The organism is Achromobacter pestifer, from assembly GCF_902859625.1.
Taxonomy (GTDB): Bacteria; Pseudomonadota; Gammaproteobacteria; order Burkholderiales; family Burkholderiaceae_B; genus Achromobacter; species Achromobacter pestifer.
The window spans coordinates 141140-153514 of record NZ_CADIJX010000003.1 but is presented as its reverse complement, the minus strand read 5'-3'; the positions used below and the strand labels follow the sequence as shown (position 1 = coordinate 153514).

Annotated in this window: 9 protein-coding genes; 5 read left to right on the top strand and 4 right to left on the bottom strand. The window is 64.8% G+C overall.

The window, feature by feature from the left end; genetic code table 11:
- Window positions 1-23 precede the first annotated feature (23 nt).
- The 4 genes from HV753_RS12405 to HV753_RS12390 form a co-directional block, all read right to left on the bottom strand.
- Window positions 24-1340 carry an MFS transporter gene (locus HV753_RS12405; RefSeq protein ID WP_175174799.1) on the bottom strand — a complete coding sequence of 439 codons (1317 nt, stop codon included), beginning with the start codon at window positions 1338-1340 and terminating at the stop codon, window positions 24-26.
- Window positions 1341-1402: 62 nt separating this feature from the next.
- Entirely contained in the window at window positions 1403-4408 is a 3006-nt protein-coding gene (locus tag HV753_RS12400) for a cytochrome c (protein WP_175174798.1), read from the bottom strand.
- Window positions 4405-4956 carry a (2Fe-2S)-binding protein gene (locus HV753_RS12395; RefSeq protein ID WP_175174797.1) on the bottom strand — a complete coding sequence of 184 codons (552 nt, stop codon included), beginning with the start codon at window positions 4954-4956 and terminating at the stop codon, window positions 4405-4407. Before HV753_RS12395 ends, HV753_RS12400 begins: the two co-directional genes overlap by 4 nt.
- Window positions 4957-5062: 106 nt before the next feature.
- Window positions 5063-6220 (bottom strand): FAD-dependent monooxygenase, encoded by a 1158-nt coding sequence (locus HV753_RS12390; protein ID WP_175174796.1) that lies wholly within the window; start codon window positions 6218-6220, stop codon window positions 5063-5065.
- 319 nt (window positions 6221-6539) lie between these two features.
- On the opposite strand from HV753_RS12390, the gene HV753_RS12385 reads away from it, so the two are divergent.
- Genes HV753_RS12385 through HV753_RS12365 form a run of 5 tightly spaced genes read left to right on the top strand, consistent with a single transcriptional unit; the run spans window position 6540 to window position 12306 of the window.
- Window positions 6540-7316, top strand: coding sequence for a maleate cis-trans isomerase family protein (locus HV753_RS12385; protein WP_281370976.1), 777 nt, complete (start codon window positions 6540-6542; stop codon window positions 7314-7316).
- Window positions 7313-8149, top strand: coding sequence for an alpha/beta fold hydrolase (locus tag HV753_RS12380; RefSeq protein ID WP_175174795.1), 837 nt, complete (start codon window positions 7313-7315; stop codon window positions 8147-8149). The genes HV753_RS12385 and HV753_RS12380 overlap by 4 nt, the downstream gene beginning before the upstream one ends.
- 52 nt (window positions 8150-8201) lie before the next feature.
- Window positions 8202-9275: a 2,5-dihydroxypyridine 5,6-dioxygenase NicX family protein gene (locus HV753_RS12375; RefSeq protein WP_175174794.1), complete on the top strand. Its 1074-nt coding sequence runs from the start codon at window positions 8202-8204 to the stop codon at window positions 9273-9275.
- A complete protein-coding gene (locus tag HV753_RS12370) occupies window positions 9272-9970 on the top strand; it encodes an N-carbamoylsarcosine amidohydrolase (RefSeq protein WP_175174793.1) in 699 nt (232 codons plus the stop codon). The genes HV753_RS12375 and HV753_RS12370 overlap by 4 nt, the downstream gene beginning before the upstream one ends.
- Before the next feature lie 41 nt (window positions 9971-10011).
- The gene (locus HV753_RS12365) at window positions 10012-12306 is read left to right on the top strand and encodes a xanthine dehydrogenase family protein molybdopterin-binding subunit (RefSeq protein WP_175174792.1); all 2295 of its coding nucleotides are present in this window, start codon (window positions 10012-10014) and stop codon (window positions 12304-12306) included.
- Window positions 12307-12375: the final 69 nt, after the last annotated feature.

Here is a 12375-nt window from a genome sequence, read left to right as displayed (position 1 = left end):
CCACTCAGTCAGTCAAACAAGCTTCATTCCAGCGCGCGGTTGCGTGACTCCACGTCCACCGACCAGATGGAAATGGCGCCCGCGATCAGCATGCTGGACAGCACGACCAGCGACAGCGTGAAGTGGCTGCTCATGATGGGCGCGATGATGGCCGGCGCAAACAAGCCGCCAAAGCGCGCAACCGCCCCCGCCATACCCATGCCGCTGGCGCGCAGATCGGTCGGGTACACCTCGGGCGTGAACGCATACAAGGCGCCCCACGTGCCCAGCAACGAGAAGCTCATCAACAAGGTGGAACCGATCACCACGGCTGGCGACGTGCCCAGGCTATAGAGCATGCAACCCACGGCGCTCAGAATCAGGAAGCCGATCAGCGTGGGCTTGCGGCCCCAACGTTCCACTCCATAGGCCGATAGCGCAAACCCCGGCAATTGCACGATCGCCAACAGCACCAGGAATTCCTGACCGCGCATGAAGGCGAAACCTTCCGTGCTGAGCTTCACTGGCAGATAGACAAAAACGCCGTAGTACGCGATGGAGATCAACGCCCATGCCAGAAGCAGGCCAATGCTGCGCCGCCGATAGCTGGCCGAGAACAACGCGAACATGGACTTGTGCACCGGCGTTTCCGGTTGCAGCGCGGGAACGTCGACGTCGCGGCGGTTGACCCGGGCCACGCGCTCCAGCACCTTGCGCGCCTGCTCCGATTTTCCGTTCCTGTTCAGGTACATCGGCGACTCTGGGATGTAGAAGCGCAGCACCACGCCGATCAAGGCCGGCAGCCCGGTCACGAAGAAGATCACGCGCCATGCATCGTCGCCCCAGGACGTTGCCGCCAATGCCAGCAGGGCCAGAAAAATGGTGCCCACGGCCCAGAACGATTCCAGCAACACCAGCCAGCGGCCACGACGCGCGCTAGGCAGGAACTCGGCCATCATCGTGTAGTCCACGGGAAGCGTTCCCCCCACGCCGATGCCAGTCAAGAAGCGCAGGAACAGCAGCCAGGTGAAGTCCGGCGCAAAGGCCGACGCCACGCCTGCGCAAGCGTCGATCACCACCGCGATCATCAAGACCGGACGGCGCCCGATGCGGTCGGCCATGCGGCCAAACACGAAAGCGCCGATCAACATGCCGATAAAGAAAAACGTACCACTCTGCAACGCCTGCGGCACGGTGATGCCGAAGGTCTTGGCGATCGACGGCGCGCTGAAGCCGATCGACAGCACCTGCATGGCATCTGCCATCCACACCAAACCGAAGATGACGAATAGCCGATACTGAAACTTGCCGACGCCCGCCACCTGAATGGCTTTGTCCACTGAAACCAATGAAGCTGACATAGATGAAAAACCCCTTGTTGTGATCAACACAAACTGCCGCACGCGCTATGGCCGCGTTTCCTTTAGTTCAGCTCCGCGTGCTCGCGCAGCTTGCTAATCGTGTTCGTTGGATCTGGCCAGGCTTCTTTCTCTGGCGCATGGCGTTCCCGCAAATAGCCGATCAGATCCGCAATCTGCCTGTCGTCCAGGCTGTCCTTGAATCCCGGCATGTACCCCAGATCGTCGTTGGCCGGAGTCTGGATGCCGTTGAGGATTACCTGGATCAGGTTGTCGGGCGTGGCGGCATGCAAATTGGTGTTCGAGCTCAGCAAGGGCTTCACGCCGAATAGCGTGGGACCACTGCCGGCCTCATGACAGACCGCGCACGCATTCTGATAGACGCGCTCACCGTTCGCGCGCCGGCCCTGTAGGGATTGGATCGTGACGGCGGCGGGCGCAGGTTGCGCAACGGGTGCCGCCGCCTGCGTGGCCGCGACGGGCTTGGCCTTGCTGGCCCCCGACGCTTGCGGCAGGTCCAGCAGATAGGCCGTGATCGCCTTCACGTCGCTGTCGGGCAGTTCGGCCAAGCCATGGATCACCGGCGCCATGGGGCCTGCCGCCACGCCATGCCGGGGCGAGTAGCCCGTGCGCAGGTATTGGAAGAGTTCGTCTCCCGTCCACGCCTGGGCGCCCGTGGCCAGTTGGTTCAGCGCGGGCGCGGTCCAGCCCTCGGCTTCGCCACCGGCCAGGTAATGCACGCCGGTCTTTTCCGCGCCCAAGCGGTTGCGCGGCGAATGGCAGGCCGCGCAATGGCCGGCCCCTTGCACGAGATAAGCGCCGCGCAGCCACTGCGCGTCACGCGACGGATCAGGAGTGAATGGCGTGGCGTCGTGGAACAACGCATTCCAGCCGGCCAGCAAGGGACGGAAGCTGAACGGGAACGCCAATTGCGTCTTGGGAGGCTCGGCCCGCACCGCAGGCTGCGACATCAGATAGCCGTAAAGTGCCTGCATATCGGCATCGGTCAGCTTGGCGTAGGCCGTGTACGGAAACGCGGGATAGAGCTGGCGTCCATCCTGATGCACGCCCTGGCGCATGGCGCGCTCGAACGCGGGATACGACCAACGGCCGATGCCGGTTTCATTGTCAGGCGTGATGTTGGTGGAATAGATCGTGCCGAAAGGCGTGTCCAGCGCGAATCCGCCGGCGTTCGTTTTACCGCCCGGCGCGGTGTGGCAGGCCACGCAGTCGCCCGCAGCCGCGACCAGACGTCCGCGCTCAATCGCACGTAACGAATACAACGACACATCGGGGCCGGCCGTCAGCGGCAACGCCGGCTTGATCGGCCACAGCGCGGCGGCAATCCCGGCCACCGCCGCCATGCCGCCGGCCAGCCATACCCAGCCCCGGCTAAGCGGATTGCGTGAGCGTTCGCGGCGACGGCCGGCGAGCGCCAGCCGCAACTGCTCGGAATCAAACGGCACTTGACGCAGGCGCACGCCCGTCGCGTCCTGAATGGCATTGGCGATGGCGGCGGCGGCGGGCAAGGTCACGACGCCATCCAGGCTCAACTGTCCCTGCGTCACCACGCTGTCTTCGGCCCGGCCCAATGTGGACAAGCCATCGTTTCCTGACGGCGTGCTCAATGCACGGGACGGTTCACCCTTGGACGACAAGGCTGGGCTCGTCCAGTCGTCAAAGGCCGGAGGGCCGGCCAGCAGGCGACGGGCATTGGCCAGCAGGCGCGGGGCTTGGTGTTCGATTTCAGGCTGGATGGATGCGCCTTGCGCTGCCTGCAAATGCTGGCTGTCATGGCCGGCAACGACCCGCGTCACTTCGATCTGGCCGGTCTGAGGCTGCACCGCCACCTCGGCCACCCAGGCGCTCCAGACCATGCGGGCCGCGCCGGTCTCGTCCACGCACGGCACCTGCGTGGTGGCAAATCCGGTTCCCCGCAGCGTTCCGATGCGCTGCGACGTGCCATTGCCATCGCTCGCGTCTTCCTCGGCGGACAGTCCTGCCCTTTCCACCACTTGGCGCGCAAGCGCCCGCCCCTGGCCTTCCGGCAAATGCCGCAGTCGCCAAGGCAGTGGGGCTTCACCACGAGCCAGCGCTTGTTCGTGCCACTGGCTTTCCTGGGCGAAGACTTGCGCGGCGTTCAATTCATCCACACTGGCACGCAACGGGGGGCATGCGTGCTGACTCGTCTGCACCGTGAAGTCCGTGCGCGCCGTCGCCTGCGCGGATGCGGTCGCCTGCCCGGGCTGGCTTAACAGCCGAGCCAGACTCGGGCGCATTGCCCAGGGCGCGTCCGACGCCAGCCTCAGAGGTTGATCGCCCGGATGCCGCGCGTCATGCGCGTCATTCGTGGCTGGCGCATGTTGGCCAGGCATCGTCGCCGATGATTCGGCCGATGGCGGAACATACAACGCCAGTTCCCCCGGGGCCTCTGAGCGGCACGCCACGCAAACCGGCCGGCCCACTTCCTGCGACAGCAACGCCGCATCGGCCGCCGCGTCCATCAGATCCAACGGATGCAAGGCCTCTGGGCCGAAGGTGGACGCCCCATCCGCATCGGTGACCGTCAACCGTATCGTTGCCTCGGGCTGCCGCAGCAATGCCGCCAGTTCGCGCCGCACGAGATGCTGCACGTCCAGCGAGCAGGCGGGCAGCCATACACTCGCATGGCCGTTCAGACTCCATGCCGTGACCCGCGCGTCCGGCCGTGACCCAATCGCGGGCGGCAGAAAACCATAACGAATCTGCCCCGCGACGGATGCGGCCGAGCGTTGCGCCTCGTTCGCCGGCGCGGCTTGCCATACCGGCGCCAAGCCTGCCGCGCCCTGTTGGGCGTATAGCGGCGTCACCGCGACCACCCCTGCGAAATGCGTGCGCTGCACGACGGCGACAACCCCCGCCAAGGTTCGGGCCTGGGCCAATTGCACGCTCTGCAAGCGGCTGCCTCGATAGCGCCCGCCGTCCCACAGCACGTCCGGCGGGCGCAAGGCCACGCCGTGCAGCAGGTCCGTCGGCAAGGCGGCCGGCACATCTTCCGCCCGCAAGGAATCCCCGAATGCGTTCGCGTTCATTGCTGGGATTCGTCCGTCAGGCCAGAGACCGCGGCGCCGGAAGCCGCCGCACCGTTCGTCCGCAATTGCACCGCCCGCCATGCGGCCTGCATGATCTCCACATGCGTGCCGCAACGGCACAGGTTGTGATGCAGCTCACTGCGCAGCACTTGTTCGGAAGGGTTGGGATTGCGGCGCAACAAGGCTTCCACCGTCATGATCATTCCGTTCAGGCAATAACCGCATTGCGCCGCTTGGCATTCGATAAAGGCTTGCTGGGTGGTCCCGGGCCGCTGCCGCGTGCCCAGGCCTTCCAGCGTCGTCACCGCCCGCCCTTGCGCCGCCCTGACCGGGATGACGCAGGAACGCGCGGCCACGCCGTCGATCAGCACCGTGCAGGCGCCGCACTCGCCCAGGCCACAGCCGTACTTGGGACCGTTTAACTCCAGGTCGTTGCGCAGCACATGCAGCAGCGCCGTGTCGGGAGCCGCCGGCACGTCGTGCACATCGCCATTGACCGTCAAGCGAATCGGGTGAGGAGCACTGCTTGAATTGACTGAAGATCCCATGGAGCGTGGCGCCTGTCCGCAGTTCGAAAAGTACGAAGGTTGCCGCTACGCGGCCCAGGGTGCAAGCGCAGCGTGCAGCCGTTCTTGTGCAACGCTGCGCACCGCATCACGCCACGGCCCGGGCCTTGGGGTCGACCAGGGGTTCGCTGAACACGTCGTAACCAAAGCACCACGACGGATCCTCATTGGTGCGCAGCCAGGTATTGTCGTGCGAGATGCGCTGCACCTTGCTGGCGCGCTCGGCGCGATTCGCTTCGTACAGCGCAAAGGCCAGTTCATGCTGATTGACGCCGACTTCCTTGAAGCATCGCGCCAACATGGCGCCGTCTTCAATCGCCATGGCCGCACCCTGCGCCATGTGTGGCTTCATCGGATGACAAGCGTCACCCAGCAGCACCATGCGCCCACGGCTCCACAAGGGCAGCGGATCGCGTTCCAGCAAGGACCACTTGGTCACCTCCACCGTGGCATCGATCAGGGCTTGCACCGTGGGGTGCCAGCCGTGGAAGGCCTCGCGCATTTCGTCCTTGCTGCTGGGCAGCCAGCGGTCGTTCAAGTCCCACTGTTCAACCGGCACGCCGGTTACGTAATAGAGTTCGTCGGCCTTGCCAGTCACGAAATACACCATCATGTGGCGGTCGTCGCTCCACCATTTCACGCAGGAATCGAAGGGCAGCATTCCCGCCTTGATCTGCGGCGTGGGGAATACCGCACGGTGCGCCAGATAGCCTGCGTACTTGGGCAGTTCCGGCCCCAGCAGTTCTTCACGGATTCGAGAATTCACGCCGTCTGCGCCGATCACGATATCGGCCTCTTCCGACGTGCCATCGGCAAATTGCATCACCACCACATTGCCCCGGTCTTCTACCTTGACCAGGGATTTGCCGTAGACCACGGCGCTTTTTGGCAAGGCGTCGATCAGCAGACCGTGAAAATCGCCGCGGTGCACAGTGAGATAAGACGCACCGTATTGCTTGACGGCGTAGTCGCCCAGCGGAATCTGCGCCAGGATGTCACCCGTTTCCCAATGGCGGCTGTACCAATAATCGGGGTGGGAACCCTGGGCGTTCAGCGCGTCCTCGACGCCGATTCGCCGCAAGATCTTCATGACGTTCGGGCCCACGTGGATCCCGGCCCCCAACCGCGAAAAGCCCGGTGCCTGCTCATAGACGCGGACGTTCAAACCTTCCTTGAGCAACAGCGCAGCGGTCGCGGCGCCGCCAAGACCGGCGCCAACGATGGCGATACGAGGGGATGTAGACACGGGGCTTCTCCTTGCGGGATGGTGAAAGACTAGAAAAACGAATGCTTGAACAGGGTGCCGACTGTCGGTCGACGGAATTGGCGCGAGCTTACGAATCTTGAAATTTATGAAGTACACGCTTTATTTCTTGGCGCTGAATCTTTCATTTCAAGCGTAAGCCCAAAGACGGATCACCAAAATAGTGCATATTTTTCACCAAATTAGGTGAAAACCACTACGAAAGCCGGGCTGGCTATCTGTCTCGCTCTTTGCAAGAATAGAGCGTATACGCTTCTTTTGAATTTATCGGAAACCCTAGTCCCACCCCTCAAGGCACCTCATGACGAAGACTTTTCGAATCGGCCAGATCGTCCCCAGTTCCAACACGACCATGGAAACCGAAGTGCCTGCGATGTTGCAGGCACACTCGTCGCTGCGGCCCAGCGACCGCTTCACCTTCCACTCCAGCCGCATGCGCATGAAGAAGGTGCAAAAGGAAGAACTGGCGGCCATGGACGCCGAAAGCGACCGCTGCGCGCTGGAACTCAGCGACGCGCGCGTCGACGTGCTGGGGTACGCCTGCCTGGTGGCCATCATGGCCATGGGCCGTGGCTATCACCGCGTCTCGCAGAAGCGTCTGACGGAGCGCACCACCGAAAACGGCGCGTCCGCGCCGGTCATCACTAGCGCCGGGGCGCTGGTCGACGCGCTGCACGTCATGGGCGCGAAGAAAATCGCGCTGGTGGCGCCCTACATGATTCCTCTGACCGAATTGGTCATGGACTACATTGCGTCGGAAGGCTTTGAAATCGTTGATTGGCGCGCGCTGGAAATCCCCGACAACCTTGAGGTGGGTCGCCACGACCCCGCCAAACTGCCTGGCATCGTCGCAAGCATGAACGTCGCTGATGCTGATGTGATCGTGCTGTCCGCCTGCGTGCAAATGCCTTCGTTGCTGGCCGTCTCCCAGGTCGAAGCAGAAACGGGCAAGCCCGTGCTGACCGCCTCCATTGCCACCACCTACGCCATCCTGAAGGCGCTGAACCTGGATCCCGTGGTGCCGGGCGCGGGCGCGCTTCTGTCCGGTGCGTACCCCTATTCCAGGAACGAACAATGAGCCAGACAGCCAGCACCTTTCTTTACGGCGGCCAGGTCCACGCCAACGGCATCCGCCAGCACTACCTACGCTATGGCGGCAGCGCGGGCGAACGCGCCGAACGCGACGCCGTCGTGCTGATTCCTGGCATCACCAGCCCGGCCGTCACCTGGGGCTTTGTCGCCGAACACCTGGGACGCCAGTTCGACACCTATGTGCTGGACGTGCGCGGACGCGGCCTGTCGGCGTCCGGCCCAGGACTGGACTACGGGCTGGATGCGCAAGCGGCCGACGTCATCGCATTTGCCAAGGAACTGGGGCTTGAACGCTACGCACTGGTCGGCCATTCCATGGGCGGCCGGATTGCGGTTCGCGCCGCAAGCAGCAAACCGGAAGGCCTTGCGCGCCTGGTCATCGTCGACCCGCCCGTGTCGGGCCCGGGCCGCCGGGCCTACCCGGCCAACCTGTCGTGGTACGTGGACTCCATCCGCCAGGCCATCCACGGCATGACCGCCGAAGACATGCGGGCGTTCTGCCCGACCTGGACCGACTCCCAGCGTCAGTTGCGTGCCCAATGGCTGCATACCTGCCACGAACCCGCGATTATCCAGAGCTTCGAGGATTTCGGCCGCGATGACATCCACGCCAACCTGCCCGGCCTAGCCTTGCCAATGCTGCTGATGACCGCCGAAAAAGGCGGCGTGGTGAGCGACGAGGATGTCGCCGAATGGCAAGGCTTGGCCCCGCAGACCCAACACGTGCGAGTGCCCAGCGCCGGCCACATGATCCCCTGGGACAACGAGGCCGGGTTCTACGCCGCCTTTGGCGATTTTCTGGGCCGCCCAGTGGACTGACCGTCACGCCGCGCTTGAAATCTCTCCCTTCAGCTGCCCCAAGGAACATGCCATGTCCGTCAGCGATATCGATCTGATCCACGCCTGGAAGCAGGTGCTTGCGCTGTCCCGGCTTGAGGCCGGCCAGATTGTCACCGTGCTTACCGGCGCAGACACCCACCCGCAAACCCTGCGTTGCGCGATCGCCGCCACCACCGACATGGGCGCCCGCGTCAACCGGCTGGACCTGCCACCCGTCAACGCCGAAAAATCGATCAGCCGGGACGCCCTGGCCTATCTGGGCACCACGCCGCTGACCGGCAACCCGGCCGCCATCGCCGCCCTCAAGGCCAGCGATCTGGTCCTGGATCTGATGACGCTGCTGTTTTCACCCGAGCAGCACGACATCCTGCAAACCGGCACCAAGATCCTGCTGGCGATCGAACCGCCGGAAGTCCTGTGCCGCCTGGTGCCCACCGAGGCTGATCGCGATCGCGTGCAGGCCGCCGCCCGCCTGATCGTGGCGGCCCGCCACATGCACATCACCTCGGCGGCCGGCACCGACCTGCGCTGCCAGCTGGGCGACTTTCCGGCGATCTCGGAATACGGTTTCGTGGACGAGCCTGGCCGCTGGGACCACTGGCCCAGCGGTTTCGTGCTGACCTGGCCCAATGAAGGCCAAAGCAACGGGCGCGTGATCCTGGACCGCGGAGACATCCTGCTGCCCATGAAGGACTACGTGACCGACCCCATCGAGCTTGTCATCGAAAAAGGCTACGTGACCCGCATCAACGGCGGGTTGCAGGCTGACATCCTGAAGGAATACATGGCGGCCTACGAAGACCCGGAAGCCTACGCCGTGTCGCACGTCGGCTGGGGCCTGCAACCCCGCGCCCAGTGGTCCATGCTGGCCCACTACAACAAAGAAGCCCATATCGGCATGGACGCCCGCGCCTTTGAAGGCAATTTCCTCTGGTCCATGGGCCCCAACAACGAGGCTGGCGGCAGCCGCACAACCGCCTGCCACATCGATATCCCGATGCGCCATTGCAGCGTCACCCTGGATGACCAGCCGGTCGTGATCCGTGGCGTGGTGCAGGACGAACCCGGGCTGGCGCGCGCCGCCCGCCGTAAGGAAGACAAATGAACGCCCCCACCCAAATCCGCACGGCCGACAGCACGACAGGCAGCGTCACCGGTGACATTTCAGCCTATTCCCGGCAAGGCTTCGGCACCCCGCTTCCGCTGAAGCCTCCCTTCGGTTTGCTGATCATCGACTTCGTCAACGGTTTCGCCGACCCCGGCGTCCTGGGCGGCGGCAACATCCCCGAGGCCATCGCACAAACCCGCCACCTGCTGGCCCACGCACGTGAACGTGGCTGGCCCGTGGCGCACAGCCGCATCGTCTTCTCTGACGATGATGCCGACAGCAACATTTTCTGCCTGAAAGTGCCCGCCATGCTGGCCCTGAAAGAGCACAGCCACAACAGTGCCATCGTGCCGGAACTGGCGCCAGCCGCGGGCGAATACGTGGTGCGCAAGAGCACCCCCTCCGCCTTCTTCGGCACCATGCTGGCGCCGTGGCTGGCGCAGCGCGGCGTGCAGACGCTGCTGGTGGCCGGCTGCGTGACCAGCGGCTGCGTGCGGGCCAGTGTGGTCGACGCCATGCAAGCGGGCTTTCGTCCGCTGGTGGTCTCGGACTGCTGCGGTGACCGCGCGCTGGGGCCGCACGACGCCAACCTGTTCGACATGGCGCAGAAGTATGCCGCTGTCATGCCGCTGGCCCAGGCGCTTTCGGATACACGCGCGCTGACGGAAAATCCGGTCCCCGGCGCTCGCTGATACCGGCATAATCATTCTTCGGCCTGGACCCTCTTTGCCCCATGAATCTGCCTCAGCCCAATGCAATGGTTGGCGCGCTGCTCGCCCACCCTGATGTCTTGCTGGTCGTGCGCGAGCCCTCGGCTCCGCCGCGACCCGCGCCGGGCCAGCCTGGGGTCGCGTCAGATTATGTCCAGGCAACGCCAGAGATATTCATCGCGGTGGTGGGCGACAGCGGCCTGCTGCATAACGCTACGGCCAGCGAAGGCTGGCGCGTGCTGGCCTTCAATGGCCATGTGGACCTGGGCACCGGCATACGCACATCCCTGGCACAGATCGTCGCGGAAGAACTCGACGTGCCGATGTCGCGCATGGATATGGTGCTGGGCCACACCAATGCAGCCCCCAACCAGGGGCCCACCATTGCCAGCGCCAGCATTCAGATATCCGCGGTTCCATTGCGCCGCGCCGCCGCCCAGGCCCGCGAACATCTGCTGATGCTGGCAGCACAGCAATGGGACTTGCCCCGCGATGCGCTACAGGTCAGCGACGGCACCATCCGCCCCGTGGACCACAACGACCCGCGCCAACTGCACTACGGCCAATTGCTGCACGGCCAACACATCCGGCTGACGCTGGCGCCGCCCGACCAAGCGGTACGGCTGAAACCCGCCGACGACTACAAGATCGTGGGGCAAGGCGTCGCCCGCGTCGACATCCCCGCCAAGGCCACCGGAGAGCTCAGCTTTGTGCATGACGTGCGCGTGCCTGGAATGCGCCACGGGCGCGTGATCCGGCCGCCTCACCCGGGACGCGACGCCGGCGACTTCATCGGGCGCTGTCTTGCGGGACTGGACCGCGACTCCGTCGCTCACCTGCCGGGCAATGTCCAGGTGGTGGCGCAGGGCGACTTCATTGGCGTGGTGGCGGATCGCGAGGAACAGGCGATTGCCGCAATGCGCGCACTGAAAGTGCGCTGGCATCCCATCCCACCCGCGCCCCGCCTGGGCAACATTGCCGACGCCATCCGCGCCCAACCCTCAAGCGCCCGCCCCCTGATTGAAGACGGCGACGTCGACGCCGCTTGCGCCCAGGCCGCCACGCATCTGCGCCGCAGCTATGTCTGGCCTTATCAGATGCATGCCTCCATCGGCCCATCTTGCGCCGTGGCCGACTTCAGCGACGGCCGATTGACCGTCTGGACGGGCTCGCAGAACCCGCACATGCTGCGCACTGACCTGGATCGCCTGCTGCAACTGGGCGAAGGCCAGATAGACCTGGTTCGCCTGGAAGCCGCGGGTTGCTACGGCCGCAACTGCGCGGACGACGTCTGTGCCGATGCAGCGCTGCTTTCCATCGCCGTGGGCGGCCCAGTCCGCGTCCAGCTGACTCGCGAGCAAGAGCATCAGTGGGAACCCAAAGGCACCGGCCAGTTGATGGACGTAGGCGCGGCCATCGACGCCAATGGCGACCTGTTGGCCTACGACTTCGCCGTTCGCTACCCTTCCAACGATGCACCGTTGCTGGCGCTCTTGCTGACCGGCGCCATCCCCGGCCAACCCCGCACGCTGGAAATGGGCGACCGTACGGCGGCACCGCCCTATCGCTATCGAAACCGGCGCGTCGTCTGCCACGACATGGCGCCGCTGGTGCGGGCGTCCTGGCTGCGCGGCGTCTCGGCGCTACCCAACTCCTTTGCGCACGATTGCATGATCGATGAATTGGCGCATGCGGCGGGCGCAGACCCTGTGGCCTACCGCGTGCGCCATCTGGACGATCAGCGTGCCGTGGCGCTGATTGAGGCCACGGCCGCACGCGCGCAGTGGTGTCCTTTGACGCCTGGTAGCCGTGGCACGCCCGGCCCTGACGGCCAACTACGCGGACGCGGCGTGGCCTATGCGCGCTACGTGCATAGCAAGTTTCCTGGCTTCGGCGCCGCCTGGGCCGCCTGGGTCATCGATCTGCGCGTGGATCCCGCCACGGGACGCATCACCATCGAACGCATTGTCGTCGGCCAAGACACCGGCATGGTGGTCAACCCTGACGGCGTGCGCCACCAGATCCACGGCAACGTCAACCAAACGCTAAGCCGCAGCCTGCTGGAGAAAGTCGATTTCGACGACGCGGGCGTGGCCAGCCGAGAATGGGGCGGCTACCCCATCATCGGCTTCAAGGACCTTCCGCCCATCGACGTGCTGCTGATGCCGCGCCAGGACGAGCCCCCGATGGGCGCAGGGGAATCCGCGTCCGTGCCCGGCCCCGCTGCGATCGCCAACGCGCTCTTTGACGCGACGGGCAAGCGCTTTTACGAAGCGCCCTTCACGCCCGACGCCGTGCGTGCCATGCTGGCGGCGTGACGGGCCTTATCAGGCCAGCACTCCTTCGCAAATTCCGCTGGGTGGATTTAACGGGAATTCCCTGATACT